Here is a 24,635-nt window from a genome sequence, read left to right on the forward strand (position 1 = left end):
CTCCCCTGAAGGGGAGGGGTGAGAAAGGAATGAGAATGACGACCGAGACCAAGACCCGCGCCCGCCCCGCCGCCGTCATCCTGACGGCGAGCGCAGAGCGGCGCATCGCCGACCTGATGGCCGCCGCGCCCGAAGGGACGATCGGCGTCAAGCTGTCGACCCCTAAGCGCGGCTGTTCGGGCCTTGCCTATTCGGTCGACTATGTCGCCGACGAAGTGAAATATGACGAGAAGATCGAAACGCCCGGCGGCATTTTCTACATCGATGGCGGATCGGTCCTCTATCTGATCGGGTCGACCATGGACTGGGTGGAGGATGATTTCACTGCCGGCTTCACCTTCGTCAATCCCAACGCCAAGGGTAGCTGCGGCTGCGGCGAAAGTTTCACGGTCTGACGGCGCGCGGGCCATGCCCCATCTGCTGATCTTCGGCCTGGGTTATACCGCGTCCCGCCTCGCCGCCCGGCTGAGCGCACAGGGCTGGCGCATCACTGCCACGCGCCGCAGCGCGGATGCCGACGCGCTTGCCTTCGCCGACGACCCCGCCGTCCGCGCCGCCATTGCCAGCGCCACGCACATCCTCTCCTCCGTCCCGCCCGAAGGGGACATTGATCCGGTGCTGGCCCGCTATGGCAATGCCATCGCCACCGCGCCTGCCCTCTGGACCGGCTATCTCTCCTCCACCGGCGTCTATGGCGACGTGGGCGGGGCGTGGGTGGACGAAGCCAGTCCGGTCGGCTCCGGTCGCCGCACCGCCCGCGCCAGTGCCGACATTGCGTGGGGCGACCTGCGCCCGGACATGCGCCGCTTCCGCCTGCCCGGCATCTATGGTCCGGGCCGCTCCGCGCTCGACCGCGTGCGCGCGGGCAAGGCGCACCGTATCGCCCTGCGCGATCAGGTGTTCAGCCGCGTCCATGTCGATGACATCCTGTCCGGCGTGATCGCGTCCTTCGACGGTCCGGCGGGCGTGTATAATCTGGCCGACGACCTGCCCTGCGCCCAGAACCGGCTGATAGAGGCGGCGTGCGACCTGCTGCACCTGCCCCATCCGCCGCTGCTGTCGCTGGAGGAAGCCGCTCTCTCCCCCATGGCGCGCAGCTTCTATGCGGAAAATCGCCGCGTCGCCAATGGTCGCGCCAAACGCCTGCTCGGCTGGGTGCCGCGCTACCCGACCTACCGCGAGGGGCTGGTTGCCTGCGAATCGCCGCACGGCTGATTCGCTTCGCCGCAAAGGGGCAGGGCGGCTTACCCTTCCTTAACCATATAGCGGCGAAGGCAGGTGTCTCAACTGTTCGGGACCAGCCAGATGGATCGCATCGACCACGCCTTTCGCGCGCTCAGCCAGCGGATGAACAGCCTGTCCGCGCCGGGCCATGCTATCGCTGCGCCCGAACCGCTGACCAGCCTGATCGCCAAGGTCAACGCCGCCAAGCAGCATTATCAGCCAGGCGTCCCGCGCTGAACCCTTTACGGTTCGCCCTTCGATTCCTGCATCCGCCGCTCGGCGAACCATTGTTGCAGCATCTTGGCGGTGCAGCCGGTAAAGCCGTTGCTGCCGATCGCCGAACAACTGCCCGGCAATGTCTGGCGCTGCACCTGTTCCATCGTCGCGACCTGACTGCCCCAGCCCGGACCACCCGACACGGCGGGCTTTTCGCGCAGCTTCTTGGGAATGCGATAACGCTCCGCCTCCGGCTTGCGCGCGCACACGACAATGTCGTCGCCCTTGCTTTCCGGGCAGGGATCGTCCCCATAGACCAGCAGGTTGACGATGCGTTCGGGTGGCGGTTCCGCCTGCGCCATCGCGGTGGATGGCATCAGGCAAGCGAGCAGCAGGCCAGATAGGGGCAGCACGACAGAGCGTCGCATCGGGTCAATTCCTTCTCGCCCCTGTGGTGGACCGGGGCGGCCCAATGCCCCGGCAGTTTAGTCAGGACGCCGCGCGGCGTCCCGATCCGTCACGGCTGCGTCGTCGTCGCCGCCTTCGCCTTTTCCTCCGCCTTCACCCGCGCTTCGATTGCGTCGCTATCCGCGTCGATGGTGGACAGGCGACGGCCACGCTCCGCCTCGACCAGATCCTTCCAGCTGGCATTGTCGAGCGCCTGCCGTTCCGCCTTGGCCAGACGCGACAGTTGCGCAAAGCAGCCCGTCGCCCCGCCGCTGCCGACTGGCGAACAGCTTTCGGTGCCGCTGCGGCCGATATATTCCATCGACCGCACCCGCTCGCCCCATGCCTGTTTGCTCGGTTCATTGGGGTTGCCGCGCAGCGGTTCGGGGATGCGATAGCGTTCCTCCTCCCCCTTGCGCGCGCACACGACGATGTCGTCGCCCTGGCTCTGCGGGCAGGCATCCTCGCCATAGACGATGACGAGGTTCACTTTCTCGGTCGTCGGCACGGTGGCGGCGGTCGGCGCAGTGGACGGCTGCGCCATGGCGGGCATGGCAAAGCCTGTCAGCAACAGTGCGGCGATCAGCGGAGTCTTGGTCATCGTCGGTCCTTTTCAGATGCGCTTCGACAGCGCGATAGCGGCCCGGCATCCCAGACGGATGGCGCCCGACAACAGGGGGTAGGCAGGCGCCTGCTCCGCGCCATGCGCCAGCGCAGCGTCACGATGCTCGACCTCTTCTGCCTGAAAATCCGCAATGGCGGTGGAGAGTTCCCTGTCGTCGTCGCCCAGTTCCACCAATTGCTCGGCATAGTGGCGGTCGATTTCGGTTTCGATCGCAGCGGTGCAGGCCATGGCGGCCTTTGGCCCCATCGCTGCCGTTACCGCGCCCAGCGCAAAGCCCGCCACATCCCAGATCGGTGCCAGCATCGTCGGCCGCACGCCGCGCCGCGCGATCATCGCGTCGAACGTGGCGCGATGGCGCTCCTCCTGCGCCGCCATGCCGGCAATGATGCGGGCATAGGGATGCCGGTCGCCCAGCACGGCCAGTTGCCCGGCATAGATGCGCGTCGCGCCAAACTCGCCCGCCTGATCGACTCGCAGCATGGACGCGCGCGCCGTGTCGCTGATGCGACGGCCTGGCCGGGGAGAATCCGTGTCTCCACTCATGCGCGCCATCCCTTCCTGCCAAGCAACACCAAGATGGCGAGCGCCCCGCCCACCGACAAGAGGCCGTTATAGCCCGCCAGCGAAATGCCCAGCAGGCTCCACGGCGCAACGTCGCACCGGGTGATCGGTGTCGCCATGATCTGGTTCAATATGTCGGCTGCGCTGCCCCCGGTCGGCGATGTGGAACAGGCGGTCAGCCCTTCCCACCAGCCATATTCGACCCCGGCATGGAACAGGCCGATGCCACCGCTGATACCGATCGCCACTGCCGCCAGCGTCGTGAAAAGGGCGCTGGTCCGTGGATTGCCCTTCGCCGCGAACGCCACCAGCGCCAGAGCGATTGCCGCCATATGGGGATAACGCTGCCACCAGCACATTTCGCACGGATGCAGGCCACCGACATATTGCGACGCATAGGCACCGCCCAGCAACGCGACGGGAACCAACAGCGCCAGCGCGCGGGCGAGGGGGAGTTTGCTCATCATCCCCGCTTAAACGCCCCGGCACCTTTCGTCATGCTGAACTTGCGGGATGGACGACAAGGCATTGTGTGTTCCCGCGCAGGCGGGAACCCAGTCCCACCGTCTGAACTGGGTTCCCGCCTGCGCGGGAACATGCGGTGCCTATAGGCACAGGAGTGGACAGGATTACTTCGCCCCCGGCTTGCGCGCCACGCCCTGCGCCTGCGCGATGGCCGCGCCCGGCGTGCTGGCCAGCCGGGTTATCGTGCGCAGCGCATAGTCGAGCTGGAAATCCTCCACGCCCTTCTTCTTCAGATCCTCGGCCGACATCGCAAAGCGCGGATCGTCCTTGGCATCTTCTTCCAGCACCTTGTCGTCGGTCTTGATCTCGTTGATCAAATGACGGCGCAGGTCGCTTTCGCGATATTTCGGGCGGTTCTTGTAATCGGGGTCGGACAGTTGCGGCACGCGAATGTCCGGCTGGATGCCGCCTTCCTGCACGCTGCGGCCCGACGGCGTATAATAGCGCGCCGTCGTCAGCTTGAGCGCGGTGGTGTTGGACAGCGGCAACATCGTCTGCACGCTGCCCTTGCCGAAACTGCGTTCGCCCATCACCAGTGCGCGATGCTGGTCCTGCAATGCGCCCGCCACGATTTCGGATGCGGAAGCGGACCCGGCATCCACCAGCACGATGACCGGCAGCCCCTTGGCATCATCGCCCGCCTTGGCATAATAGCGTTCGACATCACCCTTGGTCCGGCCGCGCTGCGACACGATCTCGCCCCGCTCCAGAAAAGCGTCGCTGACCGATACCGCTTCGTCCAGCAACCCGCCGGGGTTGGAACGCAGGTCCAGCACATAGCCGGTCGGCTTGTGGCCCAGCGACTTGTCGATGCTGCGGATCGCCTGCCGCACGTCCGCGCCGGTATTGGCGGAGAAGCTGACGATGTTGATGACGCCGATATTGTTTTTCACTTCCCATTTGACGGGCTTCAACTGAATGATTTCGCGCGTCAGGGTCAGGTCGATCGGCTTGTCGCGGCCCGCCCGCACGATCGTCAGCTTCAGCGACGTGCCTGCCGCACCGCGCATCTTGTCGACCGCTTCGTCCAGCGTGCCGCCATAGATCAACTGCCCGTCGATATGGGTGATATAGTCGCCCGCCTTGATCCCCGCGCGCCAGGCCGGGGTATCCTGCGTCGGGGCGATCACCTTGACCGCGCCATCCTCCTGCGTGACCGACAGGCCCAGGCCGCCATAGCTGCCCTCCGTCTGGGTGCGCAGATTCTGGAAATCGCGCGCGTCGAGGAAGGATGAATGCGGATCGAGGCTGGCCAGCATCCCGTCGATCGCGCCCTTGATCAGCTTTTCGTCGTCGACTTTCTCGACATAGTCGCTGCGGACCTTCTGGAACACGTCCATAAATTCATCGAGCGCCTTGTAGCTCGACGCCTCCCCATCGGCCAGCGCGGCCGTGGTGGCGGGAATGAGCGCAAGCGCGCCGAGCGCAACGGCGCCCTGGAGGAAAGTGGACTTCATGGGTTTCCTTGATTCCGGCATCTGCGTCCCATCATAAGCCGATTCGCGTCCCGACGCAAAAGCCTGCTTCGACCAATGTTGCGCAGGCTCGATGAGCGTCGGGTTAATGGCTTGCTTTCACCCCAGCCCCACCAGCGGCACGATGTCCACCGGGCGGCCATTGCGGCGCAGTTCGATCGTCACGGTCGGGCGGCCTTGGCCCGTGATGCCCACCGGCTCGCCCTGAGCGACGCGCTCGCCCACCTGCGCGGTGACGCGGTGCAGGCCAGTGATCAGCGTGGTCCAGCCCTGCCCATGGTCGATGATCAATATCTGGCCATAGCCGCGATAGGGACCGGCATAGGCGATGCGCCCCGCCGTCGGCGCGACGGTCTGCGCCCCTGGCTGCGTCACCAGCGTCAGCCCGCGCGACCGCACGCCGCCGTCATTCACTTCCCCCATGCCCGTCACCAGCTGACCGATGACGGGCAGGCGATAGGGCGGCGGGCCGCTTGACGCGGTGGTGGCTTCGGGCGGTGGTGCGCCTGTCTGGTCTGGCCGGGCGGGACGCAGCAGCGGACCGGGCAGGGCGGCCAGCTTTTCGCGCAGGTCGCCAGCATCCTCCAGCCGGTCCATCAGGTCGACAATATCGCGCGCCCGCTCACCCAGCGCCAGCGCCCGTTCGCTTTCCAGCCCCGCATTGGTGCGATAGTCGCGCGCCGCAACCCGCTTGGCCGCTTCCAGCGTGGCGAGCGCGCCCTGCCGTTCCCGCCGGTCGGCCTGCGCCTTGCCCAGCGCATCGGCGGCCTGCTGCGCGGTTGCCTGCAATCCCCGGCTGCGCGCCAGTTCGTCGCGCAGCCCGGCGGTGCGCTGGCGGATCACTGGCAGCACCTGTGCCAGCACCGCGCGCATATGCACCGCGTCGCTCACCGATCCGGGCTGGATCAACGCCAGCGCCAGCGGGCGGCGCGCCATCATCTGGAGCGCGGCGGTCAGGCGCACGACTGGCTCCTGCTTGACCGCCAGCCGCGCGGCCTGCGCCCGCTGCATCCGCGCGATGATGGCGATACGCGCCTGCGCCGCCTGAATATCGGCTTCGGCCTGCTGGATGCGTGCGGCAGTGGCGGCGGCGCGGCGGCGCGCCTGCTGCGCATCGTCGCGCGCGGCGCTGGCCTGTTGCTCCAGCCGGGCGGATCGGTCGCGTGCCTCGTCCGACTGGCGGCGCGCGGCCTTCAACGCGGCCTGCTCCTGCTCCAGCGTGGTGGCGGCCGTGCCGGACAGGATGATGGCCGTATCCCCGGCAGCAGGCAGGCGCGTCGCTGCCAGGGCCATTCCGCCCACCAGCATCGCCACCATGATCGTCGCCTGCTTCACTTCAGCCCCAACCCCCGACCGTCCGCATCACCCTTCGCGATGATAGGGGTGGTTGGCAAGGATGGAACAGGCGCGCCACAATTGTTCGGCCAGCATCGCGCGCGCCATCATGTGGGGCCATGTCATGTTGCCGAATGCGATCAGCAGGTCCGCGTTCGCCCGGTCCGCATCGTCGAACCCGTCCGCCGCGCCAATCAGGAAGCGGCACTCGCGCGTCCCCGCGTCGCGCCAACCCTCGATCCGCCGGGCAAAGTCCATGGACGACAACTGCTTGCCCTTTTCGTCCAGCATCACCGTGACGGTGCCGGGGGCTTGCGGAGGCAGCTTGCCCCCCCGGTCGGGCATTTCGCTGATCTTGTGCGGCATGGTCAACCGCCTGAGATAGCGGTCGACCAGTTCGGATTCGGGCGATCGCCCGATCTTGCCGCGCGCGATGATGTGCAGGAGCATGAAGCTGCCTCTAACCCTTCATCGCGCGTGTATCTGACGTCCGGCTCAGGCGTTGCCCGCGACCGGCGCGTCGACAAAGCCCCACATCCGTTCCAGATTGTAGAAGCTGCGCACTTCGGGCTTGAACAGGTGGACGATCACGTCGCCCGCGTCGATCAGCACCCAGTCGGCGACCGGCAACCCTTCGACCCGTGCCGAACGGCCCGTTTCCTTCTTGATCCGTTCGGCCAGATGCTGGGCGATCGCTGCGACCTGACGCGACGAACGGCCGCTGGCGATCACCATATAATCGGCGATGCTGCTCTTGCCTTCCAAGGGGATGGAGATGGTTTCCTGCGCCTGGTCGTCGTCAAGCGACTGCATGACAAGGGCGTGCAGGGCGGCCACGGAATCGGCCAGTGGGGCCGTATCGTTGGCAGGGGCGGGTCTGGTCAAAAAAACTCCATTTCTTCTTCGTGGCCGCATGTGCGAGCAAGCCCCCGCAAATGCTTTAGACAATCAACCGGCGCGTGAGCGGATCACGCACGCGGGCTTCACTATATTCGCGATGCCAGAGGGGGTCCGCCTGCCGAAGCAGGGTCGCCGATCTTGGATCAGGGCGAAAGCGCAAAAGCACGAGCGCCGGTGTTCTCCAACTCGTCCAGTCTGCACTTTGGCGCGCGGACCGGACGAAGCGCCGCAGCCAGCTCATCGCCACAGAGCCACGAGCGTGCCTATCATAACCCGGACGGGCGATGACGGCAATGGGCATTTCGCGGGCAATGTCGCGCCATTGCCGCCACGCCGAAAATTGCGCCAGATTATCGGCCCCCATCAACCAGATAAAGTCATTGCGGGGATATTGGCGCGCAATCGCTTTCAACGTGTCGCTTGTATAACGGGTGCGCAGATATGTCTCTATCGCCGTGGCGCGAATCGGGGCGCGTCGCGCGACATGCTGCGCCCGTGCCAGCCGCGCGGTCAGCGGCGCCATGCCCTTGGCGGGTTTGAGCGGATTGCCCGGCGACACCAGCCACCACACTTCGTCCAGCCCCAGCGCCCTGGCCGCGAACAGGCTGATCGCCCGATGCCCGTCATGGGCAGGATTGAAGGAACCGCCGAGCAGGCCGATGCGCGTCATCCTTTCGCCATGCCACCGGCGGCGCGTCGCTGCAATCGCCCATTCCCCTTATACCAATGGCCAATGGGGGGCTTGGCCATCCTGTCATACAGTCGTGGACGAGTGAGGGATAACCTACCGGGTGAGGATGTGCAGATGAGGTTGGGACGCATGGCGCTGCTGGGCGCAATCGCTACGCTGGGCCTTGCCACGACCAGCGCGCTGCTGGCGCATGGCGATGTCGTGCCGCAGGCAGTGAACACTTCCGCTTTGCCTGAGATCGGCGAAGCGTGGCTGGCCAAAAACCCCTATAGCGGCAATGGCAAGGCGATCGAAATCGGTCAGTCGGCCTATGGCCAGAATTGTGCGCGGTGCCACGGTCTGGACGCGCAATCGGGCGGGATCGCGCCGGACCTGCGTTATCTGGAACTGGGCGATTCGGGCGACCAGTGGTTTGCCGAACGCTTTCGCAACGGGGCCAGCCATGACGGAAAAGTCTATATGCCCCCCTTTGGCAATGTGCTGGGGCAAAAGGCGGGCTGGGCGATTCGCGCCTGGCTCGAAACCAAGCATGAAGGGTGATCGCCACGCCCCGGCCAGTTGCGGCACGGGCGCGATAGCAAAGGCAGCATCATGATCGTCATGGGACGTGGCCACCATCAATCGCCTGCGCCGGTCCGGTTCGTCCCGGTCCCGCCACCGGGCGCATTGCGACTTGCCACGTTTCACGACTTGCCCGATCATTCGGGCGGGGGGCAAAATATGGGCCAGTATATGGGCGGCGAAGCGATCATGGAACGGGTGCTGATCGTCGACGATCATCCACTGGTGCGCGACGGATTGCGCAGCGTGATCGCGATCAGCTTCGACAATATCGAGATTTTCGAAGCGGCGAGCTTGCAGGAGGCAGTCGCTACGCTGGAAAAGCAGGATAATTTCGACCTTATCCTGCTCGACCTCCACATCCCCGACGTCCGGCGGCTCGAAGGGCTGAAACTGCTGCGCGACCGTTTCCCCATCCTGCCGGTGGTGATGGTGTCGGGCGCGTTCGACCGTGCCATCGTGCAGGAAGCACTGGCCGCAGGGGCAGCGGGCTTCATTCCCAAATCCTTGAAGCGCAGCGCCATCGTCGATGCGCTGCATCGGGTGGTGTCGGGCGAAATCTATCTGCCCGAAACCATGGGCGATGCGCCGGTCGCTTCACCGGAGGAGGATGAGATCGTGCGCCGCATCGACAGCCTGACGCCGCAGCAAAAGACGGTGCTGGGTCATCTGGTCAACGGTCGCCTGAACAAGCAGATCGCCCATGACCTCAATGTGTCGATGACGACGATCAAGGCCCATGTCTCGGCCATCCTGCAAAAGCTGGGCGTGCTGAGCCGCACGCAGGCTGTGATCAAGGCCAACCGGGTGCATTTCGGCGGCGATTGATCCGCTCCGGCTGTTTTATTTCAGCATCGTCCTCAACAGCGCCCGCAACTGTGCGGGCTTCACCGGCTTATTGAGCAGCGGGATGCCGCACGCATCCAGTCGCGCTTTCAATTCCTTGCCGCGATCGGCCGAAATCATGATCGCAGGCACCGGCCCGCCGAAATGGGCGCGCAGTCGGTCCAGCGTCTGGTCGCCTGTCTCCCCTTCGTTCAGATGATAGTCGATCAGGATGATGTCGGGCGTTGCGCCATCGCCAAACAGCCCGGTCGCTTCGGCAAAGCCGCCCGCTGCCTGCACGGTGCAGCCCCATCCGCCCAGCAATGTCCGCATCCCCGTCTGGATCGCCCGTTCATTGTCGATCACCAATATGTTGAGGCCGCGCATCGTCCGGTCACGGCCCGGCATCTCGGCGCCGTCGACCGGGTCGGCTACCGGCTCGCCAATGGGCAGGCATATGGCAAAGGTCGATCCGCGACCGGGCGCGGACTCCAGCGTGACGGGATGGCCCAGCATGTCGCTTGCCCGTTTGACGATCGCCAGTCCCAACCCCTTGCCGCTGGTCCGGCTGTCCAGGCGACGAAATTCCTCGAATATGATGGCCTGGCTGTCCGGTGCGATGCCTGGACCACTATCCTTCACGCTGATGCAAACCCCCCGGCCATCGATCGTGCAGTCGACCCGGACCGATCCCTGCTGCGTGTAGCGCAGGGCGTTGGATACGAAATTTTGCAGGATGCGGCGCACCAGGCGAATGTCTGAACGGACCCAGGCCGGTTCGCTCGCGATCGTCATCGTCAGCCCCGCCGCCCGCGCCACCGGCGCAAATTCGACGCGCAGCGTATCGAGCAGCCGGTCGAGCCTGAAATCGCCAATCTCCGGCTGAATCGCGCCCGCGTCCAGTCGGCTGATCTCCAGCAGCGCCTCCAGCAGATCCTCGACCGAATCCAGCGCCGTCGATGTCTGGTTGACCAGCGCGCGGGTCGGCAGCGCCAGCCGCCGGTCGCCCAATGCCGCGACGAACAGGCGCGCGGCGTTGAGCGGCTGGAGCAGGTCGTGGCTGGCGGCGGCCAGAAAACTGGTCTTGGACAGGTTCGCCTTTTCCGCTGCCGTCTTGGCGTCGCGCAACTGCGCCTCTATCTCGCGCCGTTCGGTGACTTCGGCTTCCAGTTCGGCCGTGCGTTCGGCTACCCGCCGTTCCAGCGTTTCGGCGGTTTCCTGCAAACTGGCCTGCGCCCGCAGCATGTCGGTGACGTTGGTAAAGCCAATCACCTGCCCCCCGCGTTCCAATGCGGTGCTGCGCAATTCAAAGCTACGGTCGCCGGCATGGACCAGCGCATGGCGCGTATCGCTGGTCAGGCCATGGCCGCGCCAGTCTAGGCACCCCTGATCCACCATGCCCATGCCGTCCCGGCACCATCCAATCAGTGTCGCATGGGTGCCACCATCCTGAACCCAGTCATCGGCCAGCCCCAGCAGGGGGCGCAGCGCCTCATTCCATGCCGCAACCCGGCCTTCCGCATCGATCAGGCACACGCCTTCGGACAAATTGTCCAGCGTCGCCTGCAACACCAGATTGCGTTCGGCCAGTTCCAGCGCGCGGGCGCGGGCATCCTCCGCCTTGACCTCGGTAATGTCGGTATAGATGCCGACGATGCCGCCTTCGCTGGTGCGCAGTTCGTTGATCTGCACCCATCTCCCGTCGGCCAGCGCCTGCACATGGCCGCCATCGGCGACGCTGTGCCGCGCCAGCCGATCCGACACCCAGCGGTCCGGCGCGACCAGCGCGCCGATCGGCCGGTGATGCGCCGCTGCCAGCCGCGCGACGTCGGCAAAGGACATGCCTTCGCGCAACTGGTCGGCGATTTCGGGCCAGAACCCCAGATAGGCGTCGTTGAACAGGATCAGCCGGTCTTCCGCATCGAACAGGACGAAGCCTTCGTTGATCGAATCGATCGCATCGCGCAGCCGCATCCGGTTGGCGTCCGCGCGCGCATGGGCCTGCGCCAGTTCCGCGTTGGCGCTCGCCAGCCGCCCCAGCGCATCCTCCAATTCTCCCGTCCGCTCGCGCACCATCGCTTCCAGCGTGATGGCCGTCTCGAACATCGAAAAGGCATTGCCCGCCATGTCGCTCGACCGTTCGACCCGGTCGATCAGCGCAGCGTTGATCTTGCGCAGTTTCCGGTTCGCTTCGCGCAGCGACTCTATGTCCATGTCGCTGTCGCCAATGAACGGTTCCACGCTCATCGGCCGATCGCCAGTCCGCTGATCGTCTGGTTGACGTGCAGCGCATGATATTGCTCGCCATAGGTGTTGAAACCGATCACCCTGTGACGGCCATAAAGTTCGGATACGGCCCGGCTGATCTGCCGCTGTTCCGCGTCGATGCGGTTCAACACGCAATCGAAGGCGACGATCCGGTCCACTGTGCCGACCCGCGCGGCGATGTCGATGAACATCGCCTCCATCCCCGCGATCCGGTCGATCGGCTCACCCACCGTCAGCACGATACCCTCGTCGATCGCGCAGTAGAATGTCAGGCTGCCGTCCGGGTTGGCGCTCTGGATCGACCGGACATGATAGTCGCCGCCTGCCCGCACCATCGGCGGATGCGCGGCATAGAAGGCCAGACCGAGAGCCTCGCCCGCATGGCCGGCCAGCCGCAGATATTCCTGCGCAGCCGGTTCGGCATTGATTTCGGTGACGATCCGGTCCTGCGGCACGGCACCTGTCACGACCATCTTGGCCGCACCGGGGCGATAATGCTGCCCCTTGAACACATGCAGCGGCCGGGGGGTGGACAGGATGGCGATCACGGCGGCACGGTGGCGAAAGCGTCCGCCCTGGAATATCGCCGTTTCGCGAAATGCCAGCCCGTCGCCCGACGATCCACCGATCAGCGGAATGTCGCCCAGCGCATCCTGAATGGTCATCGTCAGCAATTCTTCGCGATGCGACAGGCCATCGACCAGGAACAGCGCGACATGATTGACCTTGTCGCCCAGATGGCGGCTGTCGCGTTCGGCCACGGCCGCCAGCGATCGGATCGTCTCGCGCGCGGCAACGGGATCGAATGCGTCGATATCGTCGAAGCAATGGGAAATGAGGTGAAAGGCGTCGGCCGGAAAACCAATGATGCTCAGGCTGTCCTCATCATACCCCACATCGGTCAACTCGCCCGAACTGGTGCAACCGATGGCCACGACCTGCTCGCTATGCCGGTTGACCGCGCGGGCCAATGCGTCCCGATCGAAACGGTGGGAACAAAATAGCAGCATCCCGGCCAGTGGCGCATCGCCCAGCTGCGCAACGATTTGCGCCATGGCAGCGGACGGATCGCTGGCGTGGCTCGACGCAAAGCCGATCCCGGTTGCGCGCCTGCCCATGTCGCTCTCCTCCATATATCCTCCCTCTTGTGGGAAGGGGTATGCACCGGCGCGTGCCGGATTGTCATCTGCGCAAATCGGCGATGCTATGCTGGCACGGTGTCGCCGCGCGGCGGATCGCCTGCCGCCACCAGCGCGTCATTCTCAGCATCGTCGAAAACCCGCGACCGCACGATGAAGCGGACGCCTTCGGGGCTTTCCAGCGACATCCCCGCACCACGCCCCGGCACCACGTCGATCGTCACCTGCGTATGCCGCCAATATTCGAACTGCGCCGCGCCGATCCACACCGGCACGTCGCCTGCGACATGGCCCAGCAGCACGTCCTGCCCGCCGACCCGAAACTCCCCGCGCGGGAAGCACATCGGCGCGGATCCGTCGCAACAGCCGCCCGACTGGTGAAACATCAGCGGACCATGTTGAACGGTCAGCCGCTGCATCCACGCCTCCGCCGACGGAGTGGCAAGGATGCGGGAGGGAAGTGCGGCCATGATCTTGTCCTTGCTGAAAGCCCGAACGGCGGACGTCCGTGAAGGACGCCCGCCGGAGACGAAGGCGCGTTGAAAGAGGAAGACGCGCCTTCGCTGCGACCCGAAAGCTCAGAAGAATCCGAGTGCTTTTGGGCTGTAGCTGACGAGCAGATTCTTGGTCTGCTGATAATGGTCGAGCATCATCTTGTGGTTTTCGCGGCCGATGCCCGACTGCTTGTAGCCACCGAACGCGGCATGAGCAGGATAGGCATGGTAGCAGTTGGTCCACACCCGGCCCGCCTGGATGCCCCGGCCCATGCGATAGGCGCGCGTCCCGTCGCGGGTCCACACGCCAGCGCCCAGCCCGTACAGCGTGTCGTTGGCGATGGCGAGTGCTTCGGCTTCATCCTTGAAAGTGGTGACGGCCAGCACCGGGCCGAATATCTCTTCTTGAAAGATGCGCATCTTGTTGTGGCCCTTAAGGACCGTCGGGGTCACATAATAGCCCTCGCTCAATTCGCCATCCAGCATGGCGCGCGCGCCCCCGGTCAGCAATTCCGCGCCTTCGTTCAACCCGATCTCGATGTAGGAGAGGATCTTTTCCAGCTGGTCGTTCGACGCCTGCGCCCCGATCATGGTGCTGGGGTCGAGCGGGCTGCCCTGCTTGATCGCCTTGACCCGCGCGATGGCGCGTTCGATGAACTTCTCGTAGATCGATTCCTGGATCAGCGCGCGGCTGGGGCAGGTGCAGACTTCGCCCTGATTGAGCGCGAACATCGCAAAGCCTTCCAGGCATTTGTCGAAATAATCATCATCCGCGTCCATCACGTCGGCAAAGAAGATGTTGGGCGATTTGCCCCCCAGTTCCAGCGTTACCGGGATCAGATTTTCCGACGCATATTGCATGATCAGGCGGCCGGTGGTCGTTTCGCCGGTGAAGGCGATCTTGCTGATCCGCTTGTTGCTGGCCAGCGGCTTGCCCGCTTCCACGCCAAAACCGTTGACGACGTTCAGCACGCCGGGCGGCAACAGGTCGCCAATCACTTCCATCAGCACCAGGATCGACATCGGCGTCTGCTCGGCCGGTTTCAGCACGATGCAATTGCCCGCCGCCAGCGCCGGGGCCAGTTTCCACACCGCCATCAGGATCGGGAAGTTCCACGGAATGATCTGGCCGACCACGCCCAGCGGCTCGTGGAAATGATAGGCGATCGTATCATGGTCGATTTCGCTGATCGACCCTTCCTGCGCGCGCACGCAGCCCGCGAAATAGCGGAAATGGTCGATGGCCAGCGGAATGTCGGCATGGGTCGTCTCGCGGATCGGCTTGCCGTTGTCGATCGTCTCGGCCATTGCGATCAGGTCCAGATTGGCCTCCATCCGATCCGCGATCCTGAGCAGGATGTTCGACCGGTCGGTGGACGACGTCTTGCCCCAGGCGTCCTTCGCCTGGTGCGCGGCGTCCAGCGCCAGCTCGATATCCTCCGCCGTGCCGCGCGCGATTCTGCCCACGACCTGCCCCGTCACGGGCGACACATTGTCGAAATAGCCGCCCTTGACCGGCGCGACCCACTGGCCACCAATGAAATTATCATATTGGTCACGGATCAACGTCTTGCCGGTGAAACGCTCCATCGCCTGTTGCAGCATCTGTCCTACTCCCAAATTGTTCGAATTGGTTCAAAGGATGGCGCGGCGACCGATGCCGGGCCATTGCACCTTGGGTCTATCTCACCCGTTTCTATTTCACCTTGGCCAGCGCGGCCGTCATGCGCTTGGCGGCGAAGGGCGGCAGTTTGACCGCTTTGGCTGCGGTCAGATCAGCCGGTGACACCTTGCCCACCTGCACCAGCGCGACCATGCCCATCGAATAATGGGGCAGGCACTTGATGCCGTAGAGGCCGGGCTTGCTGACGGTCAGTACGACTTCCTTGTTCATGCCGCCCTTCATCGCCGTTGCGCCTGCGGGCAGCATGTTGGCCATGGTTTCGGCATTATGGCTGGCATCGGTCGGCTTGAAACGAATGGTATCGCCGGGGGACGCCTTCACGAAGGATGGCTCGAACACCATCGCGCCGTCTGCGCCCTGATTCTTCATCTGGACGGTGATTTCCTTCGCTGCGGCGGGCAATGGCGACAGCATCAGGACGGCGGTGGCAAGGATAGCGTGGGGCAAACGCAGGTCGAACAAGGCACTCTCCATGGAATCGAACGGCCTTTGCGGCCGGATTACCAGGGAGAGTGCGGCCGGAGGGGGGCGGCCACAATTGACCTTTGGTCCTATGCGATCGGTCCTGTGCCAGAAATATGAACAGGGCGCGCGTCGTGGACGCGCGCCCTGTTCGTCAGGCGGCTTGCGCCTTCAACAGCTTGTCGATCGTCAACGGATAGTCGCGCAGGCGCAGACCCGTGGCGTTGTAGATGGCATTGGCTACTGCCGCGCCCGCGCCGCAAATGCCCAATTCGCCCACACCCTTGGCCTTCATCGGCGAACTTTTGTCGTCCAGCTCGTCGACGAACAGCACCGTTTGCTGCGGAATGTCGGCATGGACCGGCACCACATATTCGGCCATGTCGTGGTTGACGAAGAAGCCAAAGCGCGTGTCCACTTCGAGCGATTCCATCAACGCTGCGCCCACGCCCATGGTCATCGCACCGATTACCTGGCTGCGCGCCGATTTGGGGTTCAGGATGCGCCCAGCCGCAAACGCCCCGCCCATGCGGCGGATGCGCACTTCGGCAGTGTCCATGTCGACGCCCACTTCACAGAAATGCGCCCCGAACGTCGCCTGCGCATAGCGCTTGTCGAGGTCGCCATAGTCCATGCTATCCTCGGCCCACACGCCCTCGCGCCCGGCCAGTGCGGCCAGCGTCTGCGACTTGTTGGCATGGCGGACCAGCCCGTCCTCAAATTCCGCCTGATCGGGGGGGTAGCCCGCTTTCTCCGCCATCTTGGCACGCAGCGCCATGGCAGCGGCATAGACCCCGGCAGTCGAGCTGTTCGCCCCCCATTGCCCGCCCGACCCGGCCGACACAGGGTATCGGCTGTCGCCCAGCCGCACCGTCACCTGATCCAGCGTCACGCCCATCATCTCGGCTGCGGTTTGGCCGATGATGGTATAGCTGCCCGTGCCGATGTCGGTCATGTCGGTTTCGACGATGACATGGCCTTTGTTATCCACGCCGATCCGCGCGCCCGATTTGCCGACCAGATTGTTGCGGAACGCACTCGCCACGCCCATGCCGACCAGCCAGCGGCCGTCGCGCACCTGACCCGGCTTGGCCTTGCGCTTTTCCCAACCGAATTGTTCGGCCCCCGCGCGCAGACATTCCACCAGCTTGCGGCTGGAATAGGGGCGTTGCGTCCCGGCTTCCGGGTCATATTGCACATCGTTGCGGATGCGCAGTTCGACCGGATCGACGCCACAGGCTTCGGCCAGTTCGTCCATCGCTACTTCCAGCGCCAGCAGGCCGACGGCCTCACCCGGAGCGCGCATCGCATTGCCTTCGGGCAGGTTCAGCGTCGCCAGCCGGTGCGCCGTCATCCGGTTTGCCCCGCGATACAGCAAGCGTGTCTGCTGCGCCGCCGTTTCAGGGCCACCACCGGGCAGGTCGCCCGACCAGACTTCATGACCGATCGCGTCGATCACCCCATCCTTGTCTGCGCCGATGCGGATGCGCTGGATGGTCGCGGGGCGATGCGTCGTATTGTTGGGGATCTGGTGCCGGGCAAGCGCGACCTTGACCGGCCGCCCGACCTGCTTTGCACCCAGCGCCGCCAGCAAGGCATCGGCCCGCACCCATAATTTGGACCCGAAGCCCCCACCGATATAGGGCGACACCAGCCGCACATTATCCTTGGGGATGCCCAGCGTCTTGGCGACTTCGCCCACGCCCCAGGCGATCATCTGGTTGGATGTCCACAGCGTCAGCTTGTCGCCATTCCACGCCGCCGTGGTGGCGTGCGGTTCCATCATCGCGTGGCTGTGGTCGGGCGTGGTGTAGGTTTGTTCGACCTTCACCGCTGCCTTGGCGAATGCACCGTCGAAATCGCCGACAGCCGTGTCGGGCGCGCCGCCGAACCCGCCTTCGGGCGGCTTTACCGCGCTCGATCTGGCCGCAGCCAGATCATAGCTGCCCTCTTCGACGACATAGTCGATCTGCACCAGCTTGGCCGCATCGCGCGCATTTTCGAACGTGTCGGCAATGACCAGCGCTACTGCCTGCTCATAATGGTCGATCTGCGGCCCGCCCAGCAACGGGGCGGTATTGAAATTGCCTTTGCCCAGCTTTCCGGCATTGGCATGGGTGACGATGCCCAGCACGCCGGACGCCGTTTCGGCCGCGCGCAGGTCCATCGACGCGATTTTGCCCTTGGCGATGGCCGATCCGACCATCCAGCCATAGGCCGCATTGGGGGCTGCATCATGGCGTTCATAGGCATAGGGAGCCGCGCCGGTCACCTTGGCTGCGCCATCGATCCGGTCGTGCGGAATGCCGATCACCTTGCCCCGGTCGATCGGGTTCGGCCCGGCGGGTGTGTCGAACTTCATGCCCGTGCCTCCTGCTGCCGATAGAGCGACGCCAGCGTTTTCTCGACCAGCACCTTCTTGAATTCATTGTGATGGGTCGTGCGCGCGCCGTTCAGCGCCGCTTCGGCCACTGCCTTCGCGCCCGATTTCGCTGCCGCATCGGCAGCCTCCGTTCGCCATGGTTTCGCGCCGATCCCGCCAAAGGCGAAACGCGCTGTCCCGCCCTTGCCGAATATCGCCGCTACCGACACCAGCGCGAAGGCGTAGGATGCCCGGTCGCGCACTTTGCGATAGACATGGGTGCCATCGATCGGCTTGGGCAGCGTCACCGATGTGATGATCTCACCCATATTCAGCGCCGTTTCCAGATGCGGCGTATCGCCCGGCAGGCGATGGAAATCCGCAATCGGGATCGCCCGCACAGCGCCATCCGCGCCGATCGTGTCGACCTGCGCGTCCAGCAGGCGCATCGCAACGGCCATGTCACTGGGGTGCTGCGCGATACAGGCGTCGCTGACGCCCAATATCGCCAGACCCCGGCTCATCCCGCCGATCGCGCCGCAACCGCTGCCCGGCTTGCGCTTGTTGCACGGCATCCGCGTGTCGTAGAAATAGGGGCATCGCGTGCGCTGGAGCAGATTGCCCGCCGTCGTCGCCTTGTTGCGCAACTGCCCCGAAGCGCCGGAAACCAGCGCCCGGCTCAACACCGCATAGTCGCGGCGCACGGCCTTGTCGGCGGCCAGATCGGTATTGCGCACCAGCGCGCCGATCCGCAGCCCGCCTTCGGGGGTCGGGGCGATCGTGTCGAGGCCCAGATGATTGACGTCGATCAGGTGAGTCGGCGTCTCGATCTGCAACTTCATCAGGTCCAGCAGGTTGGTGCCGCCCGCGATGAAGCGCGTGCCCTGCACCGATGCTGCCGTCCTGGCGGCATCCTGCGCGCTGGTCGCGCGGCTATAGGTAAAGGGCTTCATGCCACCTTCTCCCCTTTGGCGACATCGTTCATGGCCGCGATGATGTTGGGATAGGCAGCGCAGCGGCAGATATTGCCGCTCATCCGCTCGCGCAATTCGGCGTCGGACAGGGCGATCTTGTTCAGGTCTGCGCTTGCGTGGCTGGGAATGCCCGCTGCTATCTCGTCCAGCACCGCGACGGCGGAACAGATTTGCCCCGGCGTGCAATAGCCGCATTGATAGCCGTCATGGGTGATGAAGGCGCGCTGCATCGGGTGCAGCGCTTCAGCCGTGCCAAGCCCCTCGATCGTCGTAACCCTGTCGCCATCATGCATTACCGCCAGCGTCAGACAGCTGTTAATCCGCCGCCCTTCGACGATCACGGTGCAGGCACCGCACTGACCATGGTCGCACCCTTTCTTGGTGCCGGTCAGGTGCAGATGTTCGCGCAGCGCATCAAGCAATGACGTGCGCGGGTCGAGCTGCAAATGGACTTCGCGGCCGTTGACGGTCAATTCCACCGGCGACATGGGCGCTCCTTCTTTGGCTGGCGGGCGCGTCGATGGTGCTGCGCCTGCTGAGGGTGCAAGAACCGGCGTCGCGGCGGCCAGGGCGGCGCTGCCGCGCAGCAAGCCCCGGCGCGTGAGATGATCGGACGTCATGGCTGGTCCTTCCTCCTGTTGGCTGTGATACGAAGGGGAGCGGCAAATGATCCGCCGCTGCGCATAAATATGGGGTGATGGACGCAGATTAACAGAAAGATGGCGTCCGCAAAGTTGCCAATTGCTACCCAAAGCATGTTTTTCTGCTCATCGGGGCAGGGCCATCGCCGCATCTTCGCAGCGCTGCGCGCGTCCATTATGCCTTCCGCCTGTACAAAATGGCGCAAAAGCGTGCTTTTTGATGTCTGCGACAAGGAATTTCATTTTAATGGCAATTCACCCCTTGCCCATCCCCAAAAGCGCTGCTAGTTGCCCGCCTCACCCGACGGGGACTAAGTCTCCATCAAGCGCCGAGCGGGCGTAGCTCAGTGGTAGAGCACAACCTTGCCAAGGTTGGGGTCGAGGGTTCGAATCCCTTCGCCCGCTCCAGTTTCTCCAGCAATAACAACAACTTAGCCCTAATGGGCAAAGGCCTGATCCCGACCGGGGTAACGCTGGGGTAACATTGCCTTTTTGCTAGGCTGGGCCGGACTGCGTCTGCGCGGTGTTGGCAACTCCCCGCTCAGTGCCTCTGTCAGCGTTCCATCCAGCACCTAAAGCTGGCGGGTTAATGCGGCGAAGCTTTGCTGCACATTGCCACGCCCAAGTGGGCATAACAGCCGCAGTTCCTTCTATTTCCGCTCTCGACGGGCCTCGAGGACCGCAGCCGCCCACGCCGGTACCTAACCTCCTGAGGCGGGCCGTCCGATTCTCGCGGCTAACATGGGCGCTGCCGATAATCTCTTCCAGCTTGCTTCGCGAATGGCATCCAATGTCCCTTTCTCGGTCCATGATCATAGTCTCTGGACCACTCAGCGGGCCAATTATGCGTACGGAAGAACTGGGAGCGGACTAGCCGCTCGGTGCGCAGCGGGCCAACGTCGCAGCCGGCAGAACGGCATGGAGTCGCGCGCGAACTGCCTTCGCCCAGATGCGATAGCCCTGCGGGTTCATATGGACGCTGTCGGGCTGGTAATTGTCGCCCAGCTTCCCGTCAGTCAGCAGCGGTGTAGTAATGTCGACATAGTGAACCTGCTGGGCGTGTGAGATAAGCCCTTGGGCAGCGCGGTTGAACAGAACCTGCTGGGGAAGGTTAGCGGCGCGGCCGGGGCTGGGCTTCATCGAGAGCAGTAGCACGGGGACGTCGCCCATCAGCCGGGTGCGCTGGTCGAGTAGGGTTGCGAGCTGGCGGATCACCGTGCGCACCGGTACACCATTGGCGATGTCGTTTTCGCCGGCATAGACGATGATGGCGCGCGGGCGTCCTTCCTTTCTGACGTTGATGTTAGCGAAGCGGGGGATGATATCGGTCAGGGTCGCGCTGTTGATGCCGCGATTATGGACGCTCCACGGTGTCATATCCTTTTCAAGATCGGTCCAGCGGTGGATCGACGAACTGCCCACGAACCAGAGCATGCACCCGTCGTCGGCATGGTCGGCGTCGGGGAGGGTGACACTGGTCGCGCGATAATGCTGGAAAGTCGCCCAGCCGCTGACAATTGCGGCGAAGACCAGCACGGAAACAGTGAATTTGACAAGAGGCGAGGCGCTGGGAATCGGCAATCTGCTCTCCGGTGGCAGCAGGCAGGGACGGGCAGGCTAGCGCATTTGGTCTCAACGCTAAAGCGACAGCGTTGTTCGTCCTCTCGTTCACCATTCGCGTTAAGTCGTCGTAGAGGGGCCGCAGTTAGGGGAAAGACCGGGTTAAGGAGTTCGCAGGTGGGCAAGAATCCGTCGGTCGATCTGCTGAAGGGTGTGCTGATCCTGCTCGTCATGATCGGCCATTGCATGGAGATCACGCATTATCAGCATCCGGCCCTGTGGGTCGGGGCTGGATTTCGTATGCCTCTAATGATCGGCATTTCCGGCTATCTGCTGAACCTCATCAGACTGCGCGCGGCGGGGATGCAGCGCATTTTCGGCCACTATGGCGAGCGGATGCTGCTGCCCTGGCTGGTGGCCATGCTCGTCTATATGTTGATCAGCGGCTGGCCGCTCGGCTGGAGCATGGCGCTGGACATGCTGCTGCGACCGCCCTTTCATCTTTGGTACATACCAGTCCTGTTCTTTCTAGTGCTGATCGCGCGGCTGGTGCCGCTGCCGCCGATCGTGCTACTGGCCATCGGTACGCCCTTTAGCCTGTCGATCATGGCGAGTTTCGGCTTGGACCATGGCCCGATCGCGCCAAGTTTGCTGGCCCCCGACAGCCGTTTCCTGCGCTATCCGGTCTACTTCTTCTTCGGCATGCTGATGGCAGAGCGCGGTATTTCCCGGCGCTATCTGGGCGCGGCGCTGCTGGCCGGGGGGCTTGGCATGGCATGGTGGATCGGACTGGGTACTGGAAGCAACAGCATGACCTTGATGGCGGCGCGGCTGCTGATGTGCCTGGGCTTCATCGCGCTGCTGCCGCTCCTGTCGTTGGTGCGCGTAAGGGTTCCGCCGCTCAACGCCATTGGCCGAGACAGCCTATTTTTCTATCTCTGGCACCCGCTCGCCATGGCGCTGCTCATGGCGGGCGGTGCGGGGGCGGGCATGATGCTGGCGCTTTCGGTGCCGGGACTTTTCATCGCCAGTCGCCTGAGCGCGCGGCTACCTACGCTTGGCCGGCTGCTGGGCAGTATGCCGGAGCGGCGGGCCACAGCGACGCTGCCCGATGCGGTGCCGCAGGCGGCCTGAACTACATGCTCGGTATCTTCCCGTAGCTATCCACGCGTCCGATACGATATGGCCCGCTCCGTTGCGGCAGGGCTTTCCCCTTCCAGCTCAGTCGAACAAGGCCGTCAGCGTTTAGACGGTCCACTGCGGCGTGAACGTTTGGCATCGCGGCACGCCATGCTTCGCCGGGGGCAATGGCTCGGGCCACCTCGCTCGGGCAAACAGTCGCACCCTGTGTCCGCGCGGCGAGCAACGCCAGCGCCGCGTCCCGCGCGCTGGCTGTCATTATCGCCGCCGTCCTCGGCGAGTGGTTTCGCCGGTAGTCATCAGGTCTGGCTTAGCAGGCGGCTTCCAGCCCGGGGGAGGAGTGACACGCTGGCGGCTGGTTCCCAAGCCCATAGCCCCGGGCTGCTGACGCTCAATGCCTGACAGGTCTGCCCGCTCCGCCTCGGTGGCCGTGGCACCGCTCCGCATCAGGCTGATCATATCGCGGCATCGTTTCGCCTCCTCAAAGTCCAAGGCGCGAGCCGCAGCGTCCATTCTTGCCTGGAGGGTCTTGATCGTGTCGGTCATATTGAAGAAACGCATGACCGGGGCGTTGGGCACCAATGCGCCATTTGTCGCAGTTGCTGAGCCCAACGACGCTTTCTGACTGCTGACCGTCCGCTCTACGCCTGTTGTCCGAAAGGCAGCAGAGCCAGCATGGCAACTGTTTGCATGGCACCCGTAGGGACGGCTAGACGCCGGTTATGTCCGTTACGTCGCCGTTTGGGATGCCACAACCGTTCGCGATCTGAGAGGTGGCTCGGTTTGTCTGCACAGGGATCGGCAACGGATAAGTGGATCGTCTGCCGGTTGTTTCGTCGAATTGCCGATATGGGCCGTCATGCAGGGAGGGCGTAGCCCGACCGGAATGACGGCCCATATCGGCGGCCAAATTCATGCTGCCAGCATCAGCGGCAGGTTGTCAAAGTAGGTTTGATCCGGCGTCTTCGCGGCCAGGCTCGAATGCGGCCTGCGGCTATTGTAAAAGTTCAGATACCGACCGATCGAGCCCCGTGCTTCGCTGACCGCGCCATAGGCGTGCAGGTACACCTCCTCATATTTTACTGAACGCCACAGACGCTCGACGATGACGTTGTCGCGCCAGGCGCCTCTGCCGTCCATGCTGATGGCAATTTCCTCCCGGAGCAGCACGCTGGTGAAGGCCATGCTGGTGAACTGGCTGCCCTGGTCGGTGTTGAAAATCTCTGGCTTGCCATAGCGGGCCAGCGCTTCTTCCAGAGCCTCGACACAAAAGTCGGCCTCCATCGTGATCGACACCCGCCAGGCCAGCACCTTGCGGCTGAACCAGTCAACGATGGCAACGAGATAGACGAAGCCCTTGGCCATCGGGATGTAGCTGATATCGGTTGCCCAGACATGGTTGGGCCGCACGATCGCCAGTTTGCGCAGCAAATAGGGGTAGATCTTGTGCCCCGGCGCAGGCTTCGAGGTGTTCGGGCGGCGGTAGATCGCCTCGATCGCCATCTTCTTCATCAGCGTTGCAACGTGCAGACGCCCGACCTTGATGCCCTCCTGCAACAGCAGATCGCGGAGCATCCGGCTGCCCGCAAACGGAAACTCCATGTGCAGCTCGTCGATCCGGCGCATGGTGCCCAAGTCGGCGACCGACACCGGCTTGGGCAGGTAATAGACGCTGCCCCTGCTCATCCCCAACTCCCGTGCCTGCCGCGTCAGCGGCAGCGCGTGCGAACGGTCGATCATCGTTTTGCGCTCGGCAACAGTCCCGCCTTCCCGAGCGTGCCGGCCAAAAAATCGTTTACAAGCGTCAACTCGCCAATCTTGGCGTGCAGCGTCTTTACATCGATCGCTGGTTCCGCCGCTTCGCTGGCGCCTTCCACGCCGAAAACACCCGCAGCCCCTTCCAACAACTGCGTCCGCCATGTCGTGATCTGGTTCGCGTGAACGTCGAACTGCTGCGACAACTCCGCCAGCGTCTTCTCGCCCTTCACGGCAGCCAATGCCACCTTCGCCTTGAAGGCCGGGCTGTGGTTCCGGCGTGGTCTTCTGCTCATCTGCTCTCCTGTCATGCAGCCCCTGTGGCCGCTGTCAGGCAGAATATCCACTTATCCCCATGTGCAGTTTTGCCAGGCCACCTCTCTGCTTGCAGTTTTTCAGCGCCTTGCCAGCTGAAACTAGCTTGCACTTCTTGCTGCGCGCTACTGCCACCGCCTCGAAGTGTTCGAATAGCGGAAGCCCGCCGAGTATGCCAGAACCGTGCTGCTCCTGTAAGAGCGTGGCTGACTGATTGTTGGCGACAGTGGTTGGGACGTACTTTCTCGGCTGGATCGCGGTGAACGCGGCCCACAGATGAGGATAAAGGTCTTTCAGCTCATTCGAAACCGATCGCATGATGAGCATTTCACCACTTTGGATCGCGCTGATTACCCGGTTCTTCGCCGAGTTTGACGTTGTCGTGAGCGCTTCCTTGATGCCGTGCAGGTCGATGACCCACTTAGGCGTAACCGCGCTAGAGGAAGCGGCCGCCAT

General features: G+C 64.0%; 28 protein-coding genes and 1 tRNA gene. 7 read left to right on the plus strand and 22 right to left on the minus strand.

Going from position 1 to position 24,635, the window contains the following annotated elements:
- The first annotated feature begins 35 nt into the window (after positions 1 to 35).
- The 3 genes from SPBM01_RS18960 to SPBM01_RS18970 all read left to right on the plus strand — a co-directional run bounded on the left by SPBM01_RS18960 (position 36) and on the right by SPBM01_RS18970 (position 1,461).
- Complete coding sequence (locus tag SPBM01_RS18960; RefSeq protein ID WP_188063041.1) at positions 36 to 395, plus strand: HesB/IscA family protein; 360 nt, start codon at positions 36 to 38, stop codon at positions 393 to 395.
- A 13-nt stretch (positions 396 to 408) separates the two neighbouring features.
- A complete protein-coding gene (locus tag SPBM01_RS18965; RefSeq protein ID WP_188063042.1) occupies positions 409 to 1,215 on the plus strand; it encodes an SDR family NAD(P)-dependent oxidoreductase in 807 nt (268 codons plus the stop codon).
- A 90-nt stretch (positions 1,216 to 1,305) separates the two neighbouring features.
- Entirely contained in the window at positions 1,306 to 1,461 is a 156-nt protein-coding gene (locus SPBM01_RS18970) for a hypothetical protein (RefSeq protein ID WP_223177740.1), read from the plus strand.
- A gap of 5 nt (positions 1,462 to 1,466) precedes the next feature.
- Here SPBM01_RS18970 and SPBM01_RS18975 read toward each other — a convergent pair whose 3' ends face one another.
- From SPBM01_RS18975 to SPBM01_RS19015, 9 genes are all read right to left on the minus strand, one after another.
- Positions 1,467 to 1,868, minus strand: coding sequence for a hypothetical protein (locus SPBM01_RS18975; RefSeq protein ID WP_188063043.1), 402 nt, complete (start codon positions 1,866 to 1,868; stop codon positions 1,467 to 1,469).
- Positions 1,869 to 1,957: 89 nt separating this feature from the next.
- Entirely contained in the window at positions 1,958 to 2,488 is a 531-nt protein-coding gene (locus SPBM01_RS18980; protein ID WP_188063044.1) for a hypothetical protein, read from the minus strand.
- A gap of 12 nt (positions 2,489 to 2,500) precedes the next feature.
- The gene (locus SPBM01_RS18985; protein ID WP_188063045.1) at positions 2,501 to 3,055 is read right to left on the minus strand and encodes a demethoxyubiquinone hydroxylase family protein; all 555 of its coding nucleotides are present in this window, start codon (positions 3,053 to 3,055) and stop codon (positions 2,501 to 2,503) included.
- Positions 3,052 to 3,537: a disulfide bond formation protein B gene (locus tag SPBM01_RS18990; RefSeq protein ID WP_188065834.1), complete on the minus strand. Its 486-nt coding sequence runs from the start codon at positions 3,535 to 3,537 to the stop codon at positions 3,052 to 3,054. Before SPBM01_RS18990 ends, SPBM01_RS18985 begins: the two co-directional genes overlap by 4 nt.
- Before the next feature lie 165 nt (positions 3,538 to 3,702).
- Entirely contained in the window at positions 3,703 to 5,055 is a 1,353-nt protein-coding gene (locus tag SPBM01_RS18995) for a S41 family peptidase (RefSeq protein ID WP_188063046.1), read from the minus strand.
- A gap of 117 nt (positions 5,056 to 5,172) precedes the next feature.
- Positions 5,173 to 6,390, minus strand: coding sequence for a murein hydrolase activator EnvC family protein (locus tag SPBM01_RS19000; protein ID WP_188065835.1), 1,218 nt, complete (start codon positions 6,388 to 6,390; stop codon positions 5,173 to 5,175).
- A gap of 45 nt (positions 6,391 to 6,435) precedes the next feature.
- Entirely contained in the window at positions 6,436 to 6,858 is a 423-nt protein-coding gene (locus SPBM01_RS19005; protein WP_188063047.1) for a 23S rRNA (pseudouridine(1915)-N(3))-methyltransferase RlmH, read from the minus strand.
- A 45-nt stretch (positions 6,859 to 6,903) separates the two neighbouring features.
- Entirely contained in the window at positions 6,904 to 7,293 is a 390-nt protein-coding gene (rsfS, locus tag SPBM01_RS19010) for a ribosome silencing factor (RefSeq protein ID WP_188063048.1), read from the minus strand.
- 55 nt (positions 7,294 to 7,348) lie between these two features.
- Positions 7,349 to 7,978 (minus strand): nicotinate-nucleotide adenylyltransferase, encoded by a 630-nt coding sequence (locus SPBM01_RS19015; protein WP_188063049.1) that lies wholly within the window; start codon positions 7,976 to 7,978, stop codon positions 7,349 to 7,351.
- Positions 7,979 to 8,113: 135 nt separating this feature from the next.
- Between SPBM01_RS19015 and pedF the strand changes: the two genes are divergently transcribed.
- Both pedF and SPBM01_RS19025 read left to right on the plus strand, forming a co-directional pair.
- Complete coding sequence (gene pedF, locus SPBM01_RS19020) at positions 8,114 to 8,539, plus strand: cytochrome c-550 PedF (RefSeq protein WP_188063050.1); 426 nt, start codon at positions 8,114 to 8,116, stop codon at positions 8,537 to 8,539.
- 51 nt (positions 8,540 to 8,590) lie between these two features.
- Positions 8,591 to 9,388, plus strand: coding sequence for a response regulator (locus SPBM01_RS19025; RefSeq protein ID WP_188063051.1), 798 nt, complete (start codon positions 8,591 to 8,593; stop codon positions 9,386 to 9,388).
- A 15-nt stretch (positions 9,389 to 9,403) separates the two neighbouring features.
- Here SPBM01_RS19025 and SPBM01_RS19030 read toward each other — a convergent pair whose 3' ends face one another.
- The 8 genes from SPBM01_RS19030 to paoA all read right to left on the minus strand — a co-directional run bounded on the left by SPBM01_RS19030 (position 9,404) and on the right by paoA (position 19,388).
- Positions 9,404 to 11,632 carry a NahK/ErcS family hybrid sensor histidine kinase/response regulator gene (locus tag SPBM01_RS19030; RefSeq protein WP_188063052.1) on the minus strand — a complete coding sequence of 743 codons (2,229 nt, stop codon included), beginning with the start codon at positions 11,630 to 11,632 and terminating at the stop codon, positions 9,404 to 9,406.
- Positions 11,629 to 12,771, minus strand: coding sequence for an FIST N-terminal domain-containing protein (locus tag SPBM01_RS19035; RefSeq protein WP_188063053.1), 1,143 nt, complete (start codon positions 12,769 to 12,771; stop codon positions 11,629 to 11,631). The genes SPBM01_RS19030 and SPBM01_RS19035 overlap by 4 nt, the downstream gene beginning before the upstream one ends.
- Before the next feature lie 86 nt (positions 12,772 to 12,857).
- Positions 12,858 to 13,262, minus strand: a complete 405-nt coding sequence (locus tag SPBM01_RS19040) for a DUF779 domain-containing protein (RefSeq protein ID WP_188063054.1) — start codon at positions 13,260 to 13,262, stop codon at positions 12,858 to 12,860.
- 108 nt (positions 13,263 to 13,370) lie between these two features.
- Positions 13,371 to 14,891, minus strand: a complete 1,521-nt coding sequence (gene adh / locus SPBM01_RS19045) for an aldehyde dehydrogenase (protein ID WP_188063055.1) — start codon at positions 14,889 to 14,891, stop codon at positions 13,371 to 13,373.
- Positions 14,892 to 14,982: 91 nt separating this feature from the next.
- Entirely contained in the window at positions 14,983 to 15,444 is a 462-nt protein-coding gene (locus SPBM01_RS19050; RefSeq protein ID WP_188063056.1) for a pseudoazurin, read from the minus strand.
- A 142-nt stretch (positions 15,445 to 15,586) separates the two neighbouring features.
- Complete coding sequence (paoC, locus tag SPBM01_RS19055) at positions 15,587 to 17,794, minus strand: aldehyde oxidoreductase molybdenum-binding subunit PaoC (protein ID WP_188063057.1); 2,208 nt, start codon at positions 17,792 to 17,794, stop codon at positions 15,587 to 15,589.
- Positions 17,791 to 18,747, minus strand: a complete 957-nt coding sequence (locus SPBM01_RS19060) for an FAD binding domain-containing protein (protein ID WP_188063058.1) — start codon at positions 18,745 to 18,747, stop codon at positions 17,791 to 17,793. Before SPBM01_RS19060 ends, paoC begins: the two co-directional genes overlap by 4 nt.
- Positions 18,744 to 19,388 (minus strand): aldehyde dehydrogenase iron-sulfur subunit PaoA, encoded by a 645-nt coding sequence (gene paoA, locus SPBM01_RS19065; protein ID WP_188063059.1) that lies wholly within the window; start codon positions 19,386 to 19,388, stop codon positions 18,744 to 18,746. Before paoA ends, SPBM01_RS19060 begins: the two co-directional genes overlap by 4 nt.
- A 354-nt stretch (positions 19,389 to 19,742) precedes the next feature.
- On the opposite strand from paoA, the gene SPBM01_RS19070 reads away from it, so the two are divergent.
- Positions 19,743 to 19,817: transfer RNA gene (locus SPBM01_RS19070), tRNA-Gly, on the plus strand.
- Between the two features lie 462 nt (positions 19,818 to 20,279).
- Here the strand turns inward: SPBM01_RS19070 and SPBM01_RS19075 are convergent.
- Positions 20,280 to 20,990, minus strand: a complete 711-nt coding sequence (locus SPBM01_RS19075) for a GDSL-type esterase/lipase family protein (protein WP_262504265.1) — start codon at positions 20,988 to 20,990, stop codon at positions 20,280 to 20,282.
- A gap of 156 nt (positions 20,991 to 21,146) precedes the next feature.
- On the opposite strand from SPBM01_RS19075, the gene SPBM01_RS19080 reads away from it, so the two are divergent.
- On the plus strand, positions 21,147 to 22,103 hold the full coding sequence (locus SPBM01_RS19080) for an acyltransferase family protein (protein WP_188063060.1): 957 nt from the start codon (positions 21,147 to 21,149) through the stop codon (positions 22,101 to 22,103).
- A 1-nt stretch (position 22,104) separates the two neighbouring features.
- Here SPBM01_RS19080 and SPBM01_RS19085 read toward each other — a convergent pair whose 3' ends face one another.
- The 4 genes from SPBM01_RS19085 to SPBM01_RS19100 all read right to left on the minus strand — a co-directional run bounded on the left by SPBM01_RS19085 (position 22,105) and on the right by SPBM01_RS19100 (position 24,635).
- Positions 22,105 to 22,368 (minus strand): DUF3253 domain-containing protein, encoded by a 264-nt coding sequence (locus SPBM01_RS19085; protein ID WP_188063061.1) that lies wholly within the window; start codon positions 22,366 to 22,368, stop codon positions 22,105 to 22,107.
- Positions 22,368 to 22,655, minus strand: a complete 288-nt coding sequence (locus SPBM01_RS19090) for a UvrB/UvrC motif-containing protein (protein ID WP_188065837.1) — start codon at positions 22,653 to 22,655, stop codon at positions 22,368 to 22,370. The genes SPBM01_RS19085 and SPBM01_RS19090 overlap by 1 nt, the downstream gene beginning before the upstream one ends.
- A 366-nt stretch (positions 22,656 to 23,021) precedes the next feature.
- Positions 23,022 to 24,160, minus strand: a protein-coding gene (locus SPBM01_RS19095) for an IS3 family transposase (RefSeq protein WP_410483012.1) whose coding sequence is annotated in 2 segments (ribosomal slippage) — positions 23,022 to 23,891 and positions 23,894 to 24,160 — 1,137 coding nt in all. Because the reading frame shifts where the segments join, the coding sequence is not laid out codon by codon here.
- 34 nt (positions 24,161 to 24,194) lie between these two features.
- Positions 24,195 to 24,635: a hypothetical protein gene (locus SPBM01_RS19100; RefSeq protein ID WP_188063063.1), complete on the minus strand. Its 441-nt coding sequence runs from the start codon at positions 24,633 to 24,635 to the stop codon at positions 24,195 to 24,197.

Origin of the sequence: Sphingobium sp. KCTC 72723, assembly GCF_014280435.1 — a bacterium.
Classification (GTDB): domain Bacteria; phylum Pseudomonadota; class Alphaproteobacteria; order Sphingomonadales; family Sphingomonadaceae; genus Sphingobium.

Bases quoted from the DNA above. Each gene is read 5' to 3' on its own strand.
- SPBM01_RS18980 (WP_188063044.1), bottom strand. From the start codon at position 2,488: ATGACCAAGACTCCGCTGATCGCCGCACTGTTGCTGACAGGCTTTGCC.
- SPBM01_RS18990 (WP_188065834.1), bottom strand. From the start codon at position 3,537: ATGAGCAAACTCCCCCTCGCCCGCGCGCTGGCGCTGTTGGTTCCCGTC.
- SPBM01_RS19035 (WP_188063053.1), bottom strand. From the start codon at position 12,771: ATGGGCAGGCGCGCAACCGGGATCGGCTTTGCGTCGAGCCACGCCAGC.
- SPBM01_RS18975 (WP_188063043.1), bottom strand. From the start codon at position 1,868: ATGCGACGCTCTGTCGTGCTGCCCCTATCTGGCCTGCTGCTCGCTTGC.
- SPBM01_RS18970 (WP_223177740.1), top strand. From the start codon at position 1,306: ATGGATCGCATCGACCACGCCTTTCGCGCGCTCAGCCAGCGGATGAAC.
- SPBM01_RS18995 (WP_188063046.1), bottom strand. From the start codon at position 5,055: ATGAAGTCCACTTTCCTCCAGGGCGCCGTTGCGCTCGGCGCGCTTGCG.
- paoC (WP_188063057.1), bottom strand. From the start codon at position 17,794: ATGAAGTTCGACACACCCGCCGGGCCGAACCCGATCGACCGGGGCAAG.
- SPBM01_RS19100 (WP_188063063.1), bottom strand. From the start codon at position 24,635: ATGGCGGCCGCTTCCTCTAGCGCGGTTACGCCTAAGTGGGTCATCGAC.
- SPBM01_RS19000 (WP_188065835.1), bottom strand. From the start codon at position 6,390: ATGGTGGCGATGCTGGTGGGCGGAATGGCCCTGGCAGCGACGCGCCTG.
- adh (WP_188063055.1), bottom strand. From the start codon at position 14,891: ATGCTGCAACAGGCGATGGAGCGTTTCACCGGCAAGACGTTGATCCGT.
- SPBM01_RS19050 (WP_188063056.1), bottom strand. From the start codon at position 15,444: ATGGAGAGTGCCTTGTTCGACCTGCGTTTGCCCCACGCTATCCTTGCC.
- SPBM01_RS19005 (WP_188063047.1), bottom strand. From the start codon at position 6,858: ATGCTCCTGCACATCATCGCGCGCGGCAAGATCGGGCGATCGCCCGAA.
- SPBM01_RS18985 (WP_188063045.1), bottom strand. From the start codon at position 3,055: ATGAGTGGAGACACGGATTCTCCCCGGCCAGGCCGTCGCATCAGCGAC.
- SPBM01_RS19060 (WP_188063058.1), bottom strand. From the start codon at position 18,747: ATGAAGCCCTTTACCTATAGCCGCGCGACCAGCGCGCAGGATGCCGCC.
- SPBM01_RS19040 (WP_188063054.1), bottom strand. From the start codon at position 13,262: ATGGCCGCACTTCCCTCCCGCATCCTTGCCACTCCGTCGGCGGAGGCG.
- paoA (WP_188063059.1), bottom strand. From the start codon at position 19,388: ATGACGTCCGATCATCTCACGCGCCGGGGCTTGCTGCGCGGCAGCGCC.
- SPBM01_RS18960 (WP_188063041.1), top strand. From the start codon at position 36: ATGACGACCGAGACCAAGACCCGCGCCCGCCCCGCCGCCGTCATCCTG.
- SPBM01_RS19085 (WP_188063061.1), bottom strand. From the start codon at position 22,368: ATGACAGCCAGCGCGCGGGACGCGGCGCTGGCGTTGCTCGCCGCGCGG.
- SPBM01_RS19090 (WP_188065837.1), bottom strand. From the start codon at position 22,655: ATGACCGACACGATCAAGACCCTCCAGGCAAGAATGGACGCTGCGGCT.
- SPBM01_RS19030 (WP_188063052.1), bottom strand. From the start codon at position 11,632: ATGAGCGTGGAACCGTTCATTGGCGACAGCGACATGGACATAGAGTCG.
- SPBM01_RS19015 (WP_188063049.1), bottom strand. From the start codon at position 7,978: ATGACGCGCATCGGCCTGCTCGGCGGTTCCTTCAATCCTGCCCATGAC.
- pedF (WP_188063050.1), top strand. From the start codon at position 8,114: ATGAGGTTGGGACGCATGGCGCTGCTGGGCGCAATCGCTACGCTGGGC.
- SPBM01_RS19025 (WP_188063051.1), top strand. From the start codon at position 8,591: ATGATCGTCATGGGACGTGGCCACCATCAATCGCCTGCGCCGGTCCGG.
- SPBM01_RS18965 (WP_188063042.1), top strand. From the start codon at position 409: ATGCCCCATCTGCTGATCTTCGGCCTGGGTTATACCGCGTCCCGCCTC.